At 62.2% G+C, this 20,902-nt stretch carries 19 protein-coding genes; 8 read left to right on the top strand and 11 right to left on the bottom strand.

Features of this window, described 5'->3' with window-relative positions:
* Nucleotides 1-426 precede the first annotated feature (426 nt).
* Nucleotides 427-1,974: a helicase HerA-like C-terminal domain-containing protein gene (locus AC1D0I_RS30360; RefSeq protein WP_457153383.1), complete on the top strand. Its 1,548-nt coding sequence runs from the start codon at nucleotides 427-429 to the stop codon at nucleotides 1,972-1,974.
* Between the two features lie 194 nt (nucleotides 1,975-2,168).
* Here AC1D0I_RS30360 and AC1D0I_RS30365 read toward each other — a convergent pair whose 3' ends face one another.
* From AC1D0I_RS30365 to AC1D0I_RS30395, 7 genes are all read right to left on the bottom strand, one after another.
* On the bottom strand, nucleotides 2,169-2,588 hold the full coding sequence (locus tag AC1D0I_RS30365; RefSeq protein WP_477399727.1) for an Ohr family peroxiredoxin: 420 nt from the start codon (nucleotides 2,586-2,588) through the stop codon (nucleotides 2,169-2,171).
* Between the two features lie 55 nt (nucleotides 2,589-2,643).
* Nucleotides 2,644-3,681 (bottom strand): alpha/beta fold hydrolase, encoded by a 1,038-nt coding sequence (locus AC1D0I_RS30370; RefSeq protein WP_477226437.1) that lies wholly within the window; start codon nucleotides 3,679-3,681, stop codon nucleotides 2,644-2,646.
* 28 nt (nucleotides 3,682-3,709) lie between these two features.
* Entirely contained in the window at nucleotides 3,710-4,828 is a 1,119-nt protein-coding gene (locus tag AC1D0I_RS30375; RefSeq protein WP_477399729.1) for a redoxin domain-containing protein, read from the bottom strand.
* A gap of 72 nt (nucleotides 4,829-4,900) precedes the next feature.
* Nucleotides 4,901-5,560, bottom strand: a complete 660-nt coding sequence (locus AC1D0I_RS30380; RefSeq protein ID WP_477399731.1) for a VOC family protein — start codon at nucleotides 5,558-5,560, stop codon at nucleotides 4,901-4,903.
* Between the two features lie 121 nt (nucleotides 5,561-5,681).
* Nucleotides 5,682-6,329: a VOC family protein gene (locus AC1D0I_RS30385; protein ID WP_477399733.1), complete on the bottom strand. Its 648-nt coding sequence runs from the start codon at nucleotides 6,327-6,329 to the stop codon at nucleotides 5,682-5,684.
* Nucleotides 6,330-6,383: 54 nt separating this feature from the next.
* Nucleotides 6,384-7,700: an epoxide hydrolase family protein gene (locus AC1D0I_RS30390; protein ID WP_477399735.1), complete on the bottom strand. Its 1,317-nt coding sequence runs from the start codon at nucleotides 7,698-7,700 to the stop codon at nucleotides 6,384-6,386.
* Between the two features lie 87 nt (nucleotides 7,701-7,787).
* Nucleotides 7,788-9,149 carry an epoxide hydrolase family protein gene (locus AC1D0I_RS30395; RefSeq protein ID WP_477399737.1) on the bottom strand — a complete coding sequence of 454 codons (1,362 nt, stop codon included), beginning with the start codon at nucleotides 9,147-9,149 and terminating at the stop codon, nucleotides 7,788-7,790.
* A 224-nt stretch (nucleotides 9,150-9,373) separates the two neighbouring features.
* Between AC1D0I_RS30395 and AC1D0I_RS30400 the strand changes: the two genes are divergently transcribed.
* On the top strand, nucleotides 9,374-12,229 hold the full coding sequence (locus AC1D0I_RS30400) for an ATP-binding protein (RefSeq protein ID WP_477399739.1): 2,856 nt from the start codon (nucleotides 9,374-9,376) through the stop codon (nucleotides 12,227-12,229).
* 106 nt (nucleotides 12,230-12,335) lie between these two features.
* Here AC1D0I_RS30400 and AC1D0I_RS30405 read toward each other — a convergent pair whose 3' ends face one another.
* The gene (locus AC1D0I_RS30405; RefSeq protein ID WP_477399741.1) at nucleotides 12,336-13,880 is read right to left on the bottom strand and encodes a bifunctional AfsR/SARP family transcriptional regulator/alpha/beta hydrolase; all 1,545 of its coding nucleotides are present in this window, start codon (nucleotides 13,878-13,880) and stop codon (nucleotides 12,336-12,338) included.
* A gap of 107 nt (nucleotides 13,881-13,987) precedes the next feature.
* Here AC1D0I_RS30405 and AC1D0I_RS30410 point away from each other — a divergent pair, with 107 nt between their 5' ends.
* Together AC1D0I_RS30410 and AC1D0I_RS30415 are read left to right on the top strand one after the other, a co-directional pair.
* Nucleotides 13,988-14,794: an alpha/beta fold hydrolase gene (locus AC1D0I_RS30410; RefSeq protein ID WP_477399743.1), complete on the top strand. Its 807-nt coding sequence runs from the start codon at nucleotides 13,988-13,990 to the stop codon at nucleotides 14,792-14,794.
* A 102-nt stretch (nucleotides 14,795-14,896) separates the two neighbouring features.
* Complete coding sequence (locus AC1D0I_RS30415; RefSeq protein ID WP_477399745.1) at nucleotides 14,897-15,439, top strand: class I SAM-dependent methyltransferase; 543 nt, start codon at nucleotides 14,897-14,899, stop codon at nucleotides 15,437-15,439.
* A 75-nt stretch (nucleotides 15,440-15,514) separates the two neighbouring features.
* On the opposite strand, the gene AC1D0I_RS30420 is transcribed toward AC1D0I_RS30415, so the two are convergent.
* Complete coding sequence (locus AC1D0I_RS30420; protein WP_477399747.1) at nucleotides 15,515-16,342, bottom strand: L,D-transpeptidase; 828 nt, start codon at nucleotides 16,340-16,342, stop codon at nucleotides 15,515-15,517.
* Between the two features lie 173 nt (nucleotides 16,343-16,515).
* Nucleotides 16,516-17,178, bottom strand: a complete 663-nt coding sequence (locus tag AC1D0I_RS30425) for a haloacid dehalogenase type II (RefSeq protein ID WP_477399751.1) — start codon at nucleotides 17,176-17,178, stop codon at nucleotides 16,516-16,518.
* Between the two features lie 156 nt (nucleotides 17,179-17,334).
* Here AC1D0I_RS30425 and AC1D0I_RS30430 point away from each other — a divergent pair, with 156 nt between their 5' ends.
* The 4 genes from AC1D0I_RS30430 (at nucleotide 17,335) to AC1D0I_RS30445 (ending at nucleotide 20,654) form a co-directional block, all read left to right on the top strand.
* Nucleotides 17,335-18,213: a branched-chain amino acid aminotransferase gene (locus tag AC1D0I_RS30430; RefSeq protein ID WP_095089867.1), complete on the top strand. Its 879-nt coding sequence runs from the start codon at nucleotides 17,335-17,337 to the stop codon at nucleotides 18,211-18,213.
* Between the two features lie 176 nt (nucleotides 18,214-18,389).
* Nucleotides 18,390-18,986, top strand: coding sequence for a superoxide dismutase (locus AC1D0I_RS30435; protein WP_095089869.1), 597 nt, complete (start codon nucleotides 18,390-18,392; stop codon nucleotides 18,984-18,986).
* A gap of 270 nt (nucleotides 18,987-19,256) precedes the next feature.
* The gene (locus AC1D0I_RS30440) at nucleotides 19,257-19,694 is read left to right on the top strand and encodes a c-type cytochrome (RefSeq protein WP_095089871.1); all 438 of its coding nucleotides are present in this window, start codon (nucleotides 19,257-19,259) and stop codon (nucleotides 19,692-19,694) included.
* A 9-nt stretch (nucleotides 19,695-19,703) separates the two neighbouring features.
* On the top strand, nucleotides 19,704-20,654 hold the full coding sequence (locus AC1D0I_RS30445) for a cytochrome c (protein ID WP_477399749.1): 951 nt from the start codon (nucleotides 19,704-19,706) through the stop codon (nucleotides 20,652-20,654).
* 84 nt (nucleotides 20,655-20,738) lie between these two features.
* Here AC1D0I_RS30445 and AC1D0I_RS30450 read toward each other — a convergent pair.
* Nucleotides 20,739-20,902: SET domain-containing protein-lysine N-methyltransferase (locus AC1D0I_RS30450; protein WP_477399753.1), on the bottom strand; the 164-nt coding region annotated here is incomplete at its 5' end.

Below are 20,902 nucleotides of genomic sequence, written 5' to 3' on the forward strand. Positions count from 1 at the left end.
GCTTTTCCTCGAAGGATGCACCGGCCAACGCCTTTTCCGCCAGGGCCAGCCATCGCTGGCGCTCGGCATTCTCTGGTTCAACGTCCTGGATCAAGGCTCCGGCGCCCATCCGTCTTCCTCGTTTTCATGCGGCCGCACCAGCCTGGAGCAGTTCAGTCTAAGGTCCACGGTCCGATATCGCAATGCAATGCGCTTTCAGGGTCGGAATTCAATCCACCAGATATAGGTAGCCTGCATGGACGAACCATGAACGATTGCCAAACACCGGCAAAATCCGCAAGTTCCAAAAAACCGATTTGGACGATTGGGCCGGATTTGGACGATTGGCCCCACTTGAACGATTGGCATTGTCGCTGTGCAAGGGCCTGACTATACCTGCGGCAAGGCCACTGGCTTTAAACACATCAGTTTGCGGAGACCGGACATATGGCTGACGACACCAGCATTTTCATCGGCGCCAGCCGCAAGCCGGACGACAGCTATCAGCGTGCCGAGCACCTGCTGCTGCAATATGGAAATCGTCACGGCCTGGTGACCGGCGCAACCGGCACGGGCAAGACCGTCAGCTTGCAGATCCTGGCCGAAGGCTTTTCCAACGCCGGCGTGCCGGTGTTCTGCGCCGACATCAAGGGCGACCTGTCCGGCATCGCCATGATGGGCACGGCACAGGATTTTCTGGTCAAGCGGGCCGAGCAGATCAAGCTAGACCCCTATGACTTCCAGGAGTTTCCGGTCATTTTCTGGGATCTGTTCGGCGAGCAGGGCCATCCGATCCGCGCCACCGTTTCCGAAATGGGGCCGTTGCTTCTGTCGCGCCTGATGAACCTGACCGAGGCACAGGAAGGCATCATGAACATCGCCTTCCGCCTGGCGGACGAGGAAGGCCTGCTGCTGCTCGACATGAAGGACCTGCAGGCGCTGCTGGCCAACATCGCCGAGCGCGCCGACGAGCTGGGCTCGCGTTACGGCAATGTGACCAAGCCTTCCGTGGGAGCCATTCAGCGCACGCTGCTGGTTCTGGAGCAGCAAGGTGCGGCGCATTTCTTCGGCGAGCCGGCTTTGCGCATCGCCGACATCATGCGCACCACCCGTGACGGGCGCGGCGCCATCAGCGTGCTTGCCGCCGACAAGCTGATGATGAATCCGCGGCTCTATGCGACCTTCCTGTTGTGGCTGATGTCGGAGCTGTTCGAGGTGCTGCCCGAAGTCGGCGATCCCGACAGGCCGAAGCTGGTCTTCTTCTTCGACGAAGCGCATCTGCTTTTCGAGGACGCGCCGAAAGTGCTGATCGACCGCGTCGAGCAGGTGGTTCGCCTGATCCGCTCGAAGGGCGTTGGCGTCTATTTCGTCACGCAAAACCCGCTCGATGTTCCAGAAACCGTTCTCGCCCAGCTTGGCAACCGGGTGCAGCACGCGCTGCGCGCCTATACGCCGCGCGAGCAGAAGGCGGTGAAGACCGCAGCCGAGACCTTCAGGCCGAATCCCGACTTCGATTGCGCCACCGCGATCACCCAGCTCGGCACCGGCGAGGCGCTGGTCTCGACGCTCGAAACCAAGGGTGTTCCGTCCATGGTGCAGCGAACGCTGATCCGCCCGCCGGCGTCGCGCCTCGGCCCGATCACGCCCGCCGAGAGGCAAAAGCTGATCCAGGAAAGCCCAGTTGCCGGCCAGTACGATCAGGTCATCGATCGCGAATCGGCTTTCGAGATGCTGCAGAAAAAAGCCAGGGAGGCGCAGGACGCCGAAGAGCAGGCGCAGCAGGCTGGAAGCGGCGGCTCGCGCTGGACCATCCCCGGCTTCGGCAATGACGACCCGGCACCGCAATCGGGTGGCAGGCGCGCACCGGCGCCGCGCCCGTCCAATCGCCAGACGGTGGCGGAAGCCGCGATCAAGTCGGTGGTGCGTTCGGTGGGTTCGTCGGTCGGCCGCGCGATCGTGCGCGGCATATTGGGAAGTTTGTCGCGAGGGCGGTAAGGAGCGGCAGCTATGCGCCAGAAGCGGTCATCCACGGTTCCCGAATGACCGCAGTTGGGCCGACAACGGACCGGCCGCTTCGAGTCCGCGGATATCGAAGCGGACATTCGCGTCGACGTGGGCATGATCATGATCTGACCCAGAACAGGCCGGGAGCGAGGTCCCTTCAACGTCGACGGGCGATTTAGGTCAGATCAGACGATCCTCGTTATGACATCGATGTTGCCCCGTGTCGCTTTGGAGTAAGGACAGATCTCGTGCGCTTCATCCACCAGAATTTGTACGACATCACGCTCCAGATCCGGCACGGCAATATCCAGTTGGACGCTGAGAAAGTGGCCGTTTTCTCCGCAGTTCAGATTCACTTCGGCCTTGATGCTCACCCCTGCAGGCAGCGCGATTTTTCGTTCGTGGGCCGCAGATGCGACTGCGCTTGCGAAGCTGGCCGACCAGCCGGCAGCGAGCAACTGCTCCGGATTGGTGCCTATGCGCGCCGATCCGGGCGCCGAAAGCCAGATGTCCAGAAGGCCGTCGGAGCTGCGCGACGCGCCATTTTCGCGGCCGCCCTTAGTTGCGGTCCTGGCCGTGTAGACAACCCTTGCGATGCGGCTCATGGGCATTCTTTTTGCTGGCAGCGGTAACCGCCGGGGGCGGGTACCGCGAACTCGATCAGGCGTCGACCTCGACAACGGCATCAGCGAAGGCCTGCGGCGCTTCCTGGGGCAGGTTGTGGCCGATGCCTCCGGTGACAACCCGATGCGCGTATCTCCCTGAGAACATCTTGGCGTACGCGCTGGCGTCCGGATGCGGCGCCCCATTGGCGTCGCCCTCGAGCGTGACCGTCGGCACGCCGATCACCGGTGCCTGCGCGAGTCGCTCCTCAAACGCGTCATATTGCTGCTCGCCGGCGGCCAGTCCGAGCCGCCAGCGATAGTTGTGGACCACAATGGCCACGTGATCGGGGTTGTCCAAGGCCGCGGCGCTGCGCTCGAATGTGGCATCGTCGAAGTTCCACTGTGGGGACGCGAGTTGCCAGATCAGCTTGGCGAAATCTCGTGTGTATTTCTCGTAGCCAGCGCGGCCGCGATCGGTGGCGAGATAATATTGATACCACCATTGCAACTCGACCTTGGGTGGCAGCGGCAGCTTGCCGGCTTGCTGGTTGCCGATGAGGTAGCCGCTCACGGAGACCAAAGCCTTGCAGCGTTGAGGCCATAGCGCGGCAATGATGTTCGCGGTGCGGGCGCCCCAGTCGCAGCCGCCGATCGTCGCCCTTTCGATGCCCAGTGCGTCCATCAGGGCGACAATGTCGGCGGCGATCGCCGACTGCTGGCCGTTGCGAATCGTATCGTGCGACAGGAAACGGGTCGGCCCGTATCCGCGCAGGTACGGCACGATCACGCGGTGGCCTTTCGCCGCCAGCCGAGGCGCGACATTGGCATAGGTGTGGATGTCATACGGCCAGCCATGCAGCAGGATGACGGGTGGGCCGTCGGCGGGTCCGAGCTCGGCATAGCCGACGCTCAACATGCCGGCATCGATCTGCTTCAAGGGCCCGAAAGACGCCGCCACCGGCTCTCCCGTTGCCTCTTGCGCTTGTGCCGGGCCCATCAGGCCGAACTGAGTGGCGGCGAGAACCATCGCGGTGGCGCCAAAGAACCGTCGGCGTTCTTGGTCGATCTCATCCGGGATATTGAACGAATGCATTTGTAAACCTCTGTTGTTGTCCGGACGATCAGCCAAACGTGAAGGCAAAGACCTCCACGCCCGAGTCGAGAAACTCGATCTCGAACTGGCGATCGACGATGGGTTTCGATTGCCGAATCAGCTGGTACAGGCGCTGCTCTGTCACTGCACCTTCGCCCTTTTCATTGACGTCGACGCCGTAAGCCGTGCCTGGTGGCTGTCCGTCGATCAGCACGCGAAATCTCACGGACGTTCCCGGCGATGCCGGACCCATGACCAGATGAAGGTCGCGTGCGTGGAAACGGTAGACGATGCGGCCGTCGGGCTTGTTCAGTACGGCGTTTTCTTTCCTGACCGTCCAATCGCCAGACAGCCCCCACTCATTCAGGCGTAACCGCGCCGGCAATTCGTAGGCATGCGGCTCGTCCAAGACCAGCTCGCCGCTGGATGCAAAATTCTGGGTGCGTTCATATCCGGAATAGTTCTCCGGAGACTTGAGGCTATCCCAATCGGCCGCCGCTTCGATGCCGCGGCCATCCACCGACACAGGCTTACTATCGAATCCGCCAGCGCCAGCCTCGGCCAGCAATTCCTGGATGACCATTTCCGATTGTTGGTATGACCCCTCGCCAAAATGACGATACCGGACACGTCCCTGCGAATCGATGAAATAGAGTGCCGGCCAATACTGGTTGCTGAAGGCCCGCCATATGAGATGCTCGTTGTCGACGGCGATCGGATAATCGATCCGCAGGTCTTTCGCCGCCCGGTGCACGTTGTTCAGGTCTTTTTCGAATGCGAACTCCGGCGCGTGGATTCCGATCACCACCAAACCATGCTTCCGGTATTTCTCGTCCCAGGCCTGCACGTAGGGAAGCGTGCGCAGCCAGTTGATGCAGGTGTAGGTCCAGAAATCGATGAGGACGACCTTGCCATGCCAGGCCGACGCCGTCAGCGGCGGTGAATTTATCCACTCGTGCGCCGCTTCAAGCGAAGCAAGCTCCGATTTTTCCTCAAGCCGGTAAGTAGAGAGTTCGTGAAGAAACGGAACCCGCATTGGTGTGGAGATTATGGACTGCGCCAAGTTCGTGCCTCCTAGAAAACCGGCAATCGGAGCCCCGATTGCCGTTGCGAGCGCCGCGGCGAGCAGCAGCTTGGTTGCTTTCATCAACGACGCCTTTTGGTTCGATATCGATGTCGTCGCGCGAACGGTTCGAATGCGCACCGCGCGCCCAACCCTTCACAGCGGAAGCGTGTTGCCAGCCTGCTCAGCCACCATGTATTTCGCGTACCAGTCCGGCCAGTTCTCATCGCGCCGACCGCCGTTGCGCTTCTCGTGCTCGCCGTGGGCCTCCGACGCGCGTCGCAGCGCGGAAGCAAGATCCGCCTCGGAAGCGTAGGTCGTGGTGCTGGAGTCGATGCGACCGGGAAACCGCGTGGTGATCTCCTGAAGCAACCATTCGTTGCCGTCCGGATCTTTGAAAGTAGCGAACGAGGAGTAGCTGCGTCGCTGGGGATCGCGGCCTTTCACCGTTGGCTTGCCGGGGCCTTCGCGATGAAACGCCTCGCTGACCTCGACGCCGCGGCCGATAAGCTCGGCGCGAGCCGATTCAATATCCGAAACGATAAGATAAAGTCCGCTTGCAGAGCCGGGCGCGACCGTCGTGATCCCAGTGCCGAAGTGTATCGAGGCCGGCGAGCCGGGAGGTGTGAACTGTATCCCGCGGAACGTGTCTCCAACGACAAAGTCAGCGTCGAGTCTCCAGCCCAGCCCTTCGTAGAATTGCTTGGCGCGCTCTACATTCGAGACGGGAATGACAACAACTTCGAGCTTCATGTCGAGGGAGCGCGGCCGTTGTGTCTCAACTGCGATACTGCTGACAGTGCTAGTGATGTCCATATCTACCTCCTGCGTTAAGTTGCGTGAGAAGCTCGTCTCGCGTGCGGCTCGGGACAGAACCCGAATGCCGCGAGTTCTAGCCAGGTAGGCGCCGGCGACGCCGTCCGTTCAATCGAAGTGCTCATGGTGGAAGCGGTTGGCCGGCGTGCTCCGCCACCAAGTACTCGGCGTACCAGTCCGGCCAGTTCTCATCACGCTGGCCGCCTGTCCGCTGCTCGTGCTCGCCATGAGCCACAGATGCACGCCGAAGCGCGGCTGCGAGTTCGGCCGACGAGACAAATGTGGCGCCTCCAGCGTCGACGCGGCCTGGTGCTCGCGCAGTGACCTCCTGCAAGAGCCAGTTGTTTCCGGCCGGGTCGCTGAAGGAGGCCCACGACGCGTAGCTGCGTCTTTCCGGATCGGGCCCGCTGACGCGCCCTTGTTCACCGGCATAGTGATACACTTCGCTTACGTCGACCCCGCGATCGGCGAGTTCGGCGCGTGCTGCCTCGATGTCCGACACGACGAGTTCACCAGCGGTTTCGAGGATGTCGAGCTCGATACGAGCATAAGGGCCTGGTGCAACGCCTGAGCCGAAGACAACCGAACACTGGGAGCCAGGAGGCGTAAACTGGATGATATGAAATTCGTCGCCGATGAGGTCGGCGTCCAGCCGCCAACCCAAGCCTGCATAGAACAGCTTGGCGCGGTCGACATCGGAAACTGGAATGACTACGACCTCGAGCTTGATATCGACTGCGGTGTTGCTGCGGGTAGTGGCAATCGTCATGTCTGCCTCCTCAGTTGAGTTTGATGGGAATGCTTCTTTGTGCCTCCGGTCAGTTCAGTTTCGTTGCCGCAGCGACCTGAAGGCAGCGCGCAACTCGGCGGAGAAGAGCTCCGGCTGCTCCCACGCGGCGAAGTGGCCGCCCTTGTCGACCTCATGGAAGTAGATCAGGTTGGGGTAGGCGCGCCGGGCCCACGTCTCGGGGGCCTGATAGCCTTCTCCCGGAAAGACCGTGATGGCGACCGGCAGCGAGACTTCGTTGGTCTTTTCAGGGTCGGCAAAAACGGGACTGCGGCCGCCGCCGTACTCCCAGTAAATTCGCCCGGACGAGGTGGCGGTGTTCGTCAACCAGTACAGAGTTATGTCGTCCAGCACCTCGTCCGGCGACTTTTCAGGGTCGCTGTCGTCGTAGGTCCAGCCTGAAAAGCCCGGATGCCCGAGCATCCACGCTGCGAGCCCCGCAGGGGAGTTATTGATGGCGTAGCCGATCGTCTGCGGTCGGGTGCCCATCATCGTGGCGTAGGATCTATTCCCCATCTTGGCGGCCATGCTGAGCGCGTCGAATGCCGTGCGCTCCTTACCCGTCAGGTCTGCCGGCACTGGTCCGCCGCTGGCGAGCACAGCAGCTATCTCAGGTGGTACGACAGCCGGCAGGTTGACATGGATGCCAAGAAGTCCTGCAGGGGCCAGGCGGCCCATTGCATTCGAAACGGGGGAGCCCCAGTCGCCGCCTTGGGCGACGTATTCCGTATAGCCTAGGCGCTTCATCAGCTCTGCCCAGGCTCGCGCAATGCGGTCTGTACCCCAGCCGGTCTCGGTTGGCTTGCCGGAGAAGCCGAAACCTGGCAACGACGGCAGTACAAGGTCGAACGCGTCCTCAGGACTGCCGCCATGCGCGGTGGGATCGGTGAGCGGGCCGACCGTTTTGAGCAGTTCCAGGACCGAGCCAGGCCAGCCATGCGTCATGATCAGCGGCAGGGCATGGGGATGTTTCGAGCGAACGTGGATAAAGTAAATGTCCACGCCGTCGATCGTGGTCATGAACTGAGGCAGGGAATTCAGCTTCGCTTCCGCTGTCCGCCAGTCGTAGGCCGTGCCCCAATACTCGACGAGCGGCCTGATCTTCGCGATCTGAATGCCCTGCGACTGGTCATCTACGGTCTCCCGGTCGGGCCACCGTGTTTCTGCAATACGCCTGCGAAGATCGTCGAGCGCCGCTTGCGGCACCTGGACTTTGAAGGGCCGGATCGAGCGATCCTCGGCCGGGTTTGCGAAGGCAGGCGCGGAGAGGGTGCAAAGCCCGAACGCCTGCGCAGCGATAGCGAGCACGGTGCAAGCCACAGCGGCGGCAAGCGTCTTGATGAGGGGGTTCATTGCAGTCGCTCCCTTCGGAAGTTCGCTACGCAGCTACCGCAGGGCGGAAGATGACACACGTCCGGTGCGCCATACTCCGCCAACACGTCAGGTCTGCAACGTCTTGAATGTTGCGCGCACCTCATCGGTGAAGATCTTCGGCTGTTCCCAGGCCGCGAAATGGCAGCCCTTGTCTGTGCGGCCGTAATGCAGAAGCTTCGGGAACGCGCGTTCAGTCCAGCTCTTCGGCGCTGTGTAGATCTCGCTGGGGTTCGCAGTGGCGCCGACAGGAATTGTGATGCCCTTGGCGTCGAAGAAGCCGGCCTTCGCCGTTTGCGAGTGTTCCCAATAGAGACGTGCCGACGAGATCGCCGTGTTGGTCAGCCAGTAGAACGTGATGTTGTCGAGGATGTCGTCGCGGGTAAGGCCCTCCGGCTCTCCGTCGAAGGAGCGGGCGATCAGCGCACAGCTGTCCGCATCGTGATCGAGGATCCACGCCGCCAGGCCGGCCGGTGAATCGACGATCCCGTAGAGCGTTTGCGGACGAAGCGCCATTTCGTTGGCGTAGCCCAGGCCGTTCTTGTAGAAAAACGCGACCTGCTCGTAAGCGCGCTTCTCGTCGGGGCCGAGATCGACAGGGGGCGGGCCGCCAGAGGCAAGCGCCTTCACGATCTCGGGCGGAATGGTCCCCGGCATGTTCGTGTGGATGGCGGCCAGTTCGGGAGGTGCGATCAGAGCCATCTGTTCGGTGATAAGTGCTCCCCAATCGCCACCCTGCGCGACATACCGGTCGTAGCCGAGGCGCTTCATCAGCACGATCCACGCCCGCGCAATGCGCGCTGGATCCCAACCGGTTTCGGTGGGCTTGCCGGAAAAACCGTAGCCCGGCATCGACGGGATCACCACGTCGAACGCGTCGGCCTCGGCACCGCCGTGCGCGGTGGGATTGGTGAACGGATCGATGATCTTCAGGAGTTCGATGACCGAACCGGGCCAGCCATGCGTGATGATGACAGGCAGGGCGCCCTGATGCTTGGATTTCACGTGGATGAAGTGGATGTCGAGGCCGTCGATCTCGGTGACGAAATTCGGCAGCGCCTTCAACCGCGCCTCGCATTTACTCCAATCATATTCCGTTCCCCAGTACTTCATGAGCTTCTGCATTGTGGCGAGTTGCACGCCCTGCGTTGGCCCTACCGTCGCCGGGGTCGACCAGATCCGCCGGGAGGCTTCGTCGGATACGAGCTCGCGCTCGGGCCAGCGCGTAGCGACGATGCGCCGGCGAAGCTCGGTGAGGTCTTCCTGCGGGAAACTAACGGTGAAGGGGCGGATGCCATCGCTTGTTGATGCGGCGGCCTTTTGTGACGGGAGCAGGCTCGCGGCGCCTGCGGCGGCGATGCCGACCGCGGCAGTGCCCAAAAGTCGCCGGCGATCCTGGTCGATTGTTTCGGAGGTTCTGGTCGTGTCCATGTGACTCTCCTGGGGTTGATGGATGCGATTTGCGCTGCTTGACGTACCCCCAGGAGATGGGATTAGCCCGTTATGCGTCGTGAGCTCTTGTTAGTCGCTGCCCGCCTGCCGCTTTTTTGAGCAGATAGGAGGCGCCAGACAGTGGAGACTCCCTATGGTGCGGGAGCGCTCCTTGACCTAGAGTAAGGTGCCGGGTGCAGGCGGCTCCCAAAAGAAGAGACGCCATGACGATAACGCCAAGTCAGGCCAAAGACAGATTGTCGTTTGGCCCTTTCTATTTGGCTGCGGGTGAAAGGCTCCTGACAAGAGAAGGCGCTCCCGTAGAGTTGGGCTCGCGCGCTCTTGAAATTCTCATCGTGCTGACTTCCGCGCCGAATGAAGTCGTCAGCAAGAAGGATCTGATGGCGCGCGTTTGGCCCGATGTGGTTGTCGAGGAAGGCAGCCTGCGGTTCCACATGACCGGACTGCGCAAGGCGCTGGGCGATGGAAAGGATGGCGCGCGTTACATCGCGACGCTTCCGGGGCGCGGCTATTGCTTCGTTGCACCGGTCTCGCGATTAAGCAGCCCACACGATGAAGCCCCGTTCGTCGCCGCCGGGTTTCCGCATGCGAATCTTCCAAACCGCTTGAGCAGAATGGTCGGGCGGGATCAGGACGTTCTCAAGCTGTCGGCGCAGCTGAATGCTTCGCGGTTCGTCACCATCGTTGGCGCCGGCGGTGTCGGCAAAACCACCGTCGCGATCGCAGTCGGACATCATCTGATCGACGCATTTTATGGGGCAGTTCTGTTCGTCGATCTGGGAATGATCGGTGATTCCGGTCTGGTGACGACAGCCGTCGCCTCGATGCTTGGGCTATCCGTTCAAACGGAAGACGCCACGCCCAACCTGATCGCTTACTTGCGCAACAAGCGGATTCTCTTGATCCTCGATACCTGTGAGCATCTCTTGGATGCGGTGGCGCCTTTGGCAGCAAGCATTGTCGATGCGGCGTCACAGGTCCACATCCTGGCGACGAGCCGCGAGGTGCTTCGGGTCGAAGGCGAGCATATCTATCGGTTGGATGCGCTTGCCTATCCGCCCGACGAACCTGGCCTGACGGCGGCCATTGTCCAGACCTTCCCGGCCACCCAACTGTTCGTCGAACGAGCGGTGGCAGGCGGCGCTCGTTTGGACATCAACGATGCGGAAGCCTTGCTCATCGCAAGCATCTGTCGAAAGCTCGACGGAGTGGCGCTCTCCATCGAACTGGCGGCCAGGCGCGTCGAATCCTATGGGCTGCAACAGACCGCCGCACTTCTTGATCAACGCCTGACACTGCTGTGGCTCGGTTCGCGGACCGCRCCGCCGCGTCAGCAAACCCTGCAGGCGACGCTGGACTGGAGCTTTGGGCTCCTGACCGACCTTGAGCGCGTGGTGTTGCGCAGGCTCGCCGTGTTCGTCGGTCATTTCACGCTCGATGCCGCACTGGAGGTGGTGACGAGCGCGACCCTCGATCGATCGACCGTCCTGGGCGCCATGGACAGTCTCGTCGCCAAATCGATTGTGGCGACGCGTCCGGCCGGAGCGATGATACGCTACCGGCTCCTCGATACCACGCGCGCCTACGTTCTCGATATCCGGATCGATGATGCCGAGGCTGCCGATCTGGCAGTGCGCCACGCCGCCTACTATCGGAGATGGCTGGAACAGACAGGGATCGGATGGCCAAAACTGGGGACCGGTGAGGAACGGGCTCCTCACTTCGCCGCCATCAACAATGTCCGAGCTGCCCTGGAATGGTGCTTCGGCAAACACGGAAACGCCGACATCGGCACGGGACTCGCCATCGCTGCCGCGCCGGTTTTCCTGGCGATGTCCTTGTTGCCGGAGTGTCATCGCTGGTCTGAAAGGGCAATATTGGCTTCCGACGGTGCCGCCCTTGGCGGACTTGACGAGATGCATCTTCAGGCCGCTCTCGGCGTATCCTTCATGTTTATGCGGGGAGGACGCGACAGGGCGCGCGTAGCCCTGCAGAGAAGCCTGGCGATCGCCGAGGAGCGCGGCGATCCGCTGGACCAGGTGCGTCTGTTGGGTCCGCTCAACATGTTCCATCTGCGGACGGGCAATTTCGTAACCGCCCTCGAAATTGCAAGACGTTGTTCAGCCACAGCCGCCGGTCTGGAGGATTCGGTCGCGATTGCGCTTGCACACTCGATCCTGGGGATCTCGCTTCACTTGCGAGGCGACCTCGCGGCGGCGCGCGCAGAGCTGGAGGCGGCGCTCGACCGTGGGCCGCGCTCTCAGCGGACCACGACGATCTATCTGGGCTTCGAAGGCAAAATCCTGGCCAGGGCAATTCTGGCGAGGAACCTTTGGCTGCAAGGCCATCCCGATCAAGCCATGGCGCATGCTCGGCAGGCCGTCGAAGAGGCTGCCGCCATGGATCATTCTCTAACGCTGGCGATCGCGTTGATCTGGGCGATATCGGTCTTCCTGTGGACGGGCGACCTGAAGAGCGCCGAGGCTTACATCGACATGCTCATCGCCCGCGCGGAATCCCATTCCATGACTCCTTACCTGCTGGTCGGTCGGGGATTCAAAAGCGAAGTAGCGATCCGTCAAGGCGATGCAGAAGGCGGTGTCGAGGGCCTGCAGACTTCTCTTCAGAAGCTGCACGCGGCACCTTACGAATTGCTCACGACTCCGCTCAACCTCTCGCTGGTCAGGGGATTGTCCGCAATCGGTCAGGTCGATGAAGCAACTGCGCTGATCGACGAGTCGCTTGGCCTCGTCGAGAAGAACGGCGACCAATTGTACCTCCCGGAGCTGCTGCGGATGAAGGGATGCCTCCTTCTCCAGTCGCAACGCAACCGCGACGAAGCTGCCGCCTACCTCATGCAGGCATTGGAGTTGAGCCGCAGTCAGCACGCGCGTGCATGGGAGTTGCGAACCGCAATCGACATGACGACGCTGATGGCCGGGCGAGGGGAGATCAATAGCGCTCGCGAGCTCTTGCAACCGGTTGCGGCGCATTTTGTGGAGGGCCTGAATACGGCGGATGTCAAGGCTGCCGAACACCTGCTGGCGACGCTCAGGTAGAAGCTTCAATGCCACCGCCCCCGTTGGTGTCGTCCGCTGTCGGCGCATTTCGAGGGTGGCTCAGAAAATCGAATTCGTGATGGCCTTCACCGGCCCGCCTGAGCGATCAGCTACGTCGTGCAAACGCGCCAATGCTGTTAAGCAGCGGCTGTTGGTCACCGACCCAGAACCAGTGATCATTGCCGGCAACCTCAATGAACTTCGCGCCTGGGATGTTGGCCGCGAGGAAGCGCCCGGCTTCGATGCGAACGGCGCGGTCGCCGGAGCGGTGCAGAACCATCGTCCTTGCCGAAACCTTTGCAAGGAGATGACGGACATCGGTATCACGCAGCGCTTCCAGGAGGCCCGCGACCGCGCCGGGACTGGAGGCTGCCCTGAGCAACCCAGCCCACCAGGTCTGCGCCTGGCGGTCTGCGGCCAGGCTCGGGGCGAAAGTTTCGATTTCCGCCGGGCCACCCCAACTGGCGAGCAGTCGTTGCTTCCACAGATCGTATTGCGCGACGGTCAGGGCAAAATGATAGTCGGGTGCGCGGCTGCCTTTCGCAAGGGAACCCCACAGAACAAGACCGATCAGGCGATCGGGGTGGTTTACGGCAAAACGGACACAACCCGGCCCACCTTCTGACGCGCCGATGAGCAAGGCCCTACGGCTACTGGCCGCGTTCATGACCGCCAGAATGTCCTGCGCCGTCGCTTCGACGGTCGGGCGGGCACCGACACGGTCGGAAAGTCCCATGCCTCGCCGGTCGAAAAGGATCAGACGGCCGAGATGCGAAACCGCGGTGATCCAGGCGCGGCAGCTTTTGTCTTCCCAGATCCGCTCGACATGCGAAATGAAGCCCGGAACAAGCACGATATCGATCGGACCGCTGCCAACGATCTGGTAGGCGATATGAATGCCGTCCACCTCGACATAGCGCGTTCTGGGCACGTCCGGGGCGGCATCGTGAGGTGGCTCACGCAGCAGGGCAAGCGTGGCTGGGTCCGGCGCAATGCCGAGTTCTTCTCGAAGCAACCGAACACAGGTGTCCCTTTGGCGCTCGGCTGCCGCCCTGTCCCCGGCCGCCAGGTGGGCACGGATCAGGTGACGGTGCGCACTTTCACTCAAAGGGTCCAGTCCCGTCAGGCGCGTCGCATGAACGACCGCGCTGCGAGGCTCACCGGCGGCGATCTTCGCTTCGATGAGCCGCTCCAGCGCCTGCACGAGCCGGCTGCGCAGGGCCTCGCGCCTGAAGAAGACCCATTCCTCGAATTCCGGACAATCAGGGACGGAGAAGCCGGCGAGATAGTCGCCCTTAAGCATGTCGGCTGCCTTGTCGAGAGGACCGACATTGCAGGCATGCTCGAAGACCTTGGAGTCGACCTCAACGGACAGCCCCGGGTGCAGGCTTAGGGATGTTCCGCTGGTTGCGATAACCTCGCTGCCGAACGCGATGCGGATTTTATACAGCGTGCGCCGAAGGCGTGCGCGTGCGGCTTCCTCGTCGGTTTCGGGCCACAGAAGCGTGGCTGCGACCTCACGCGCCACAGGCCCGGCGGCCTCGGCGAGGTAGACGAGGAGCGCTGCCGCCTTGCGCAAGGCGAGTTCCACCCGCCGCCCGTTCAGACGGAACTCAGGAAAACCCAGAAGTCGGAACTCCAATCGCTCCATCGATCCGTATGGGCCGCGCGGGGACGTTGAGGGGACGCCGGCCTTCTATCCACCCCAGGGCGTCGGGCCGATTGGGCCCAATCAGGAGACTTCCCTTGGAGCGAGAAATGTCACCGGTCAATACTCTCACCCATCATCGCACGTCCGAGGCTGTTGCCAGGGACGGCATCTCTATCGCCTACCAGGACCTCGGTCGCGGCGAGCCGCTCGTACTGCTGCATGGCGTGACCGAAAACAGCGAGTCCTGGCACGAGGCGGGTTACGTCGACCAATTGCTGCGGCGCGGGCGCCGGCTGATCCTCATCGATTGCCGCGGCCATGGCCGGAGCGGAAAGCCTCACAACCCGATTGCCTATTCCGGGCTCAGGCGGGCAGCAGATGTCGTTGCCGTGCTCGACAGTGCCGGCGTCCAGCATGCTGCATTGATGGGACATTCAATGGGCGGCGTGGTCGCGCTGGCCGTGGCTCTCTACCATCCGGACCGCGTCAGCGCGCTGATCGTCAATGGCGCGCATCCGTACGCGGAGGATCTCACCTCCCTCCGAGCGGCGCTCAAGAATGACTTCGAGACCTGGCTCGCCTCCTTGACGCAACTGGCCCCCGACCTTTCGCAGGCCGCAAGCCGGCGGATCAGGGCCAACGATCTCACCGCTGTTCGAGCAAGCCTTGCCAAGGACAGGCTGGATTTCTCGGCGGCCTTCGCGGGGCTGGGGATACCGGTGTTGGCAATCAGCGGCACGCTCGATCCCCGTTGCGAGCCCGTCCGGAATTTCGCGGAACTGGCGGGCGGCGAGTTTCTGCCGCTCGCGGGCAAGAACCATGTCACCGCCTTCCTCGATGTCGACACCGTGGCGCCGGTGGTCGACGCTTTTCTGGATCGTGTCGGTGCTCAGAGCACAAGGCAAGGAGGCTAAGTCATGTGCCAAACCTGTCTCTCCTGGTATGCACGCTGCATTGCTCCCTACGTCGTCCACGCCGGCTGTTCGGCCAACACATTCGCACACATGCGAAGGCGAATGATCCCGCGGGCAGAGGGCATTGTCGTCGAAGTCGGCTTCGGGTCCGGCCTGAACCTTCCCTATTACGACGCTGCCAGGGTCGAGCGGCTGATCGGCGTCGATCCCGACGGCACGATGCTCGGCCTGGCCGCACCGAACAGCCGTTCCTTGCCGTTCGATGTCGAATGTCTCCGGGCCAGCGGCGAAAGCCTGCCGCTTGCCGATGCCTTCGCCGACACGGTTGTCGTCACCTATGCCTTTTGTACCATTCCGGACCCTGAGACGGCGCTGACCGAAATCCGACGCATCCTGAAGCCGACGGGCCGGCTAATCTTCATAGAGCATGGCCAGGCCGAGGAGCCGCGTTGCCGCAGATGGCAGGAGCGCCTGAACAGGCTGTGGGGGCGGATCGCCGGCGGCTGCCACCTCAATCGCGATCCGTTGCTCTTGATCCGCAGGGCGGGCTTCAGTCTCGTTGAAGAGGAGCGCGGGCGGTTCTCGCTGCCCTTCTGGCAATTGGGAAGCCACTACGCCGGCGTCGCGGCACCCCCGACAGGTTGACGGCCTTCGTCAAAACCTGCACGTCTGAAAATGCGCACGGTGCTCGCATGGCCCTTCCGCCACGCACCCCGCGGCTCAGAAAATCGAATCCGTGATGGCCTTCACCGGCCCGAGCAGGACCGATCCGTCCGGCACGCCGGCGTCGATCGGAATAGCCCGGCGATTGGCCGTTGCCACCATTGGCTGGCTGACATCGCTGGTCACGATCACCGGCGTCTTCGAAGGCACCCGGTCGTAGAGATCGATGATGTCCTGGTTCATCAGGCGCACGCAGCCTGACGAGACCGACTTGCCGATTGACTTCCATTCGGGCGAGCCGTGCAGGCGGTAGAGCGTGTCGACGTCGCCCTGGAAGAGGTAGAGGGCGCGAGCCCCGAGCGGATTCTTCAGCCCGCCCGGCATGCCGCCATTTTCGGCGCTGTATGGGTTCAGTTCCGGCTGCCGGGCGACCATTTCATCCGGCGGCGTCCATTTCGGCCATTTCTGCTTCCACTGGACGACGGCGTCGCCGGACCATTCGAAGCCGGCGCGGCCAAGGCCAACGCCGTAGCGGATCGCCTGGCCGCCCTGGCGCACGAGATAGAGATGGTGCCCGGTTGTGTCGACGATGATGGTGCCGGGCTTCTGTCCCGTCGGGTCGGGGACGATCTGGCGCAGGAACTGCGGATCGATTCTCTCGAACGGTATTGGCGGAAGGTCGAAGCCGCCATCGCTGACGGCCGCGTACATGGTCGCATAGTCGGGCAGCGGCGGCTCGACATAGGTTGGTGGCGGTGGCGGCTCGACCGGTTCCGGCCCGGTGGTGGCGCATGCGGAAACCGCGATCGAAGCGGCGCCCAATGCAGCGGCGTTGAGAAAGCCGCGACGGCTCAGGCGAAAGGATTCGATTTCGGCTATGGACATGGTTGCCTTCTTTAGGTGTCAAATCGCAACAAAGGTTGAAACGCCGATTGCTGCGTGGGTGTCTGACAACACCCGGCGCGATAGGCGGTTCCGATTCTGGCCCGAACGTGGACAAACAAAGGCGAAGCTGTGACTGCGCTGCCACTGTGGCGTCAGAGACACAGCTTTGCAACCTAGCTGCCGGGCACCAATGCTTCGAGCGATGGCAGGATCAGGGCCGGTGGAAAGTCCCGGTACTCTTCTGGCTGGTTGGAACGGTTGATCCAGACCGTGCGAAAGCCGAATTTGGTCGCACCGGCGATGTCCCAGCGATTGGAGGACTGGAAGGAAACCGCGTTGGGGTAGAGGCGCCAGCCGGTAGTGACCATGTCGTAGACCGCCGGATCGGTCTTGAAGCGCCGCACCGTATCGACCGAATAGATGTCGTCCAGAACCTGATCGAGCGCGGCGGACTTGACCGCTGCCTGCAGCATCTCGGCCGAGCCGTTGGACAGGATCGCCAGTTTCGCTCCCGAAGCCTTGAGCGCCTTGAGCACGGCCGGCACTTCGGGATAGCAATCCAGCCGCCAGTAGGCGTCCAGCAGTTTGGCCTTGAGGCCAGGATCGGCCGAGGGAACCTTGCGCAGGGCGAAATCGAGCGCCTGTTCCGTCAGTTGCCAGAAATCGGCATAGGCGCCCATCAGCGTGAGCACCCAGGAATATTCGAGCTGTTTGGCGCGCCAGATTTCGGACAACAATTGGCCGTCCGGGCCAATCTGGTCGGCATGACGGCGCACGGCGGCATGGACGTCGAACAGCGTGCCGTAGGCATCGAAAACATAGGCGGCGTATTGCATGGCAACAGTTTTGAGGCGAGGCACGACAAGGTGCAAGCTTTGATTGCACCGCGCTCGCCGCTGGCCTCAACAAAACTCCGCGATGCCGGTTGACGGCGCCCGCCAAAGCATCTTCCAATGGCCGTCACACGAGATCGATCGGGACGGGACAACGCGATGACACTGGCGGCTGAGGCACTATCTGCGACATGGACTTTCGTCGATGGTGATTGGCACGAGGGCAATGTCGCCATTCTGGGGCCGCGCAGCCACGCCATGTGGCTTGGCACCAGCGTGTTCGACGGCGGCCGCTGGTTCGAAGGCGTTGCCCCCGACCTCGACCGCCATGCCGCCAGGGTGAATTCCTCGGCGATTGCGCTCGGCCTCAAGCCGTCGATGACCGCCGACAAGATCGTCGGGCTTACCTGGGACGGGTTGAAGAAGTTCGATGGCAAGACAGCCGTCTACATCAGGCCTATGTACTGGGCAGAGCATGGCGGTTATATGGGCGTTCCGGCCGATCCCGCCTCGACCCGCTTTTGCCTTTGCCTCTATGAGTCGCCGATGATCCCGCCGACGGGCTTTTCGGTGACCGTATCGCCGTTCCGGCGCCCGACTATCGAAACCATGCCGACCAATGCCAAGGCCGGCTGCCTTTATCCCAACAACGGCCGTGCCATTCTCGAAGCCAAGATGCGTGGGTTCGACAACGCGCTGGTGCTCGACATGCTGGGCAACGTCGCCGAGACCGGAACCTCGAACATCTTCCTGGTCAAGGATGGCCATGTGCTGACGCCGGCGCCGAACGGCACCTTCCTGTCCGGCATCACCCGCTCCCGCACCATGACGCTGCTCGGCGAGTATGGCTTCAAGACTACCGAAAAGACGCTGTCGATACGGGATTTCCTGGAAGCGGACGAAATCTTTTCGACCGGAAACCATTCCAAGGTGGTGCCGATCACGCGCATCGAGGAGCGCAACCTGCAACCCGGGCCGGTGGCCAAGAAGGCGCGCGAGCTTTATTGGGATTGGGCGCATTCGACGTCGGCTGGCTGACGCGTCCGGCCCGGCCTTTTTTCGCTGCGCGGTTCGTCGTCGGAAAACCGTGTGACAGTTTTCCGCTACCCGCCTAGAAAGGGAACCGGCGCTTCATTCCGGAGTTGTCCGAGCTCAATCCAGACCTATCTTAGTCCGGTATCGACACCGGATTTTTCCACGAGGGAGTACTACCCATGGCTTTTGAATTGCCCGCTCTGCCTTACGACTATGAGGCCTTGCAGCCTTACATGTCGAAAGAGACGCTGGAATATCACCACGACAAGCACCACAAGGCCTATGTCGACAACGGCAACAAGCTGGCCGCGGAAGCCGGCATGGGCGATCTGTCGGTCGAAGAGGTGGTCAAGCAGTCGTTCGGCAAGAATGCCGGCCTCTTCAACAATGCCGCCCAGCACTACAACCACATCCATTTCTGGAAGTGGATGAAGAAAGGCGGCGGCGGCAACAAATTGCCCGGCGCCCTGCAGAAGGCAGTCGACAGCGATCTCGGCGGCTACGACAAGTTCAAGGCCGATTTCATCGCCGCCGGCACGACGCAGTTCGGCTCAGGCTGGGCCTGGGTTTCGGTCAAGGACGGCAAGCTGGCGATCTCCAAGACGCCGAACGGCGAAAACCCGCTCGTCCATGGCGCGTCGCCGATCCTCGGCGTCGATGTTTGGGAGCACTCCTACTACATCGACTATCGCAACGCCCGGCCGAAATATCTCGAGGCGTTCGTCGACAGCCTGATCAACTGGGATCACGTGCTTGAGCTCTACGAAAAGGCCTGATGCATGTCGCCCAAACGTGCGCAGCGGTTTTGGGACCACGACGTGTACGAGAGCAAGGACTCAAGCCGCGTCGTTTGCGTCCCTTTGGACGCGACGCGTTCGATGACCTGATCGATCTCCAGCAAAGCCCCGGCACTCCCGGGGCTTTTCTTTTGCTGTGGCGCAGCAAATTCATCCGAGGCGAAGGGAATATTCCCTTCGTGGCATCCGTTAACGTCCTGTCCCGAAATGCCCTCATCCCCAAAATACCTTCATCATGGAGCCAATTGAATGAGAAAGCTTGTCATCGCCATCTCAATGCTCGCCCTCGCGGCGTCGGCGGCCTTTGCCGACCCGATCCTCGATCGGCAGGCTCTGATGAAGGAGCGTGGAAAGATCGTCGGCGGCATTTCCAAGGTGGTAAAGGGCGAGGAGCCTTTTGATGCCGCGGCTGTGCTGACAGCTCTGCAGGCACTGCAAGCGAATGCCGAGAAGGTCGATGTCGACGCGCTGTTCCCGGCCGGCAGCGACACGGGCGACACCACGGCTGCGCCGAAGATCTGGGAAGACATGCCCGGCTTCAAGGCGGCCAACGACAAATTCATCGCCGACGTCAAGGCAGCGACCGCTGCCGCTCCYGCAGACGTCGATACGTTGAAGGCGCAATTTGACACCATCGCGTCCAACTGCGGCACCTGCCACCAGACCTATCGAGTGAAAAAGGGCTGATAGCGGGCGATGCCCTGGCTGAAAAAGCTCGTCGGCGCCCTCGTCGTTCTAGGGGGAGTCGGCGCGGTTGCCGGGTGGGTCCTGTCGGCGCCGGTGAGGCTCGACAGCGAGACCCTGGCAAAGCTCGGCCCTGGCGACGCGGCCAAGGGCAAGCGCATTTTCTATGCCGGCGGTTGCACCTCGTGCCATGCAAAGCCGGGGTCGCAGGGCGATGCCCGGCTTCAGCTGGTGGGTGGCCTCGCGCTCAAGACGCCATTTGGCACCTTCGTGCCGCCCAACATTTCGCAGGACGCCAAGGACGGCATCGGCGCATGGTCTGTCGAGGACCTCGCCAATGCCATGCTGAAGGGGGTGTCGCCATYGGGCGAGCATTTATATCCGGCGTTCCCCTATGCGTCCTACGCTCGCATGAAACCGGGCGACATTGCCGACCTCTATGCCTTCCTGAAAACGCTGCCGGCCGTCGCCGGCAAGGCGCCAGGCAATTCGCTGATGTTCCCGTTCAACATCCGCCGCGGCATCGGCCTTTGGAAACTGCTTTATCTCGGCGATCAGCCGGTCGTTTCGCTTCCCGAAGGCACGCCTGATCCGGTGATGGATGGTCGCTACCTGGTCGAAGGGCCGGGCCATTGCGGCGAATGCCACACGCCGCGCGACTTTGCAGGCGGGACGAAGAAGAGCGAGTGGCTGGCGGGCGCCGTGGCCGCCGAAGGGAGCGGCATCGTGCCGAACATCACATCGGGCGAGGGCGGCATCGGCAACTGGTCCGAAGCCGACATCGCCAATTACCTCGAGACCGGCTTCACGCCCGATTTCGATGCTGTCGGCGGCGCGATGGTCGACGTGCAGAAGAACATGGCCGAATTGACCGCAGGGGATCGTGCGGCGATTGCCGCCTACCTCAAGGTAGTACCACCGCATCCCAACGGTTATCCGGCGCGCAAGAAGACGGCGAACTGACGCACGCCGCCCAAAACTACGCAGCGGTTTGGTCAACGACGTGTCTTAAGCGCGGCGCGTGACTCTCGTCAGGCGCGACGCGCTCTAGCTGTCGGGTGCCAAGTGGCGGTCGCCCAGAAAGTCGAAGCCTGCCTCGAAAAAGTGGTTGTAGTTGCAGGTCAGTTCCTCGCCGGATGCGATGTCGCGCAAGGCGTAGGTTTCCTCAGGCGACGAGACATCGCAATTCGGCTCATCGTCATGGTTCATGT

The sequence above is a fragment of the Mesorhizobium sp. P2_D1 genome (assembly GCF_056404455.1).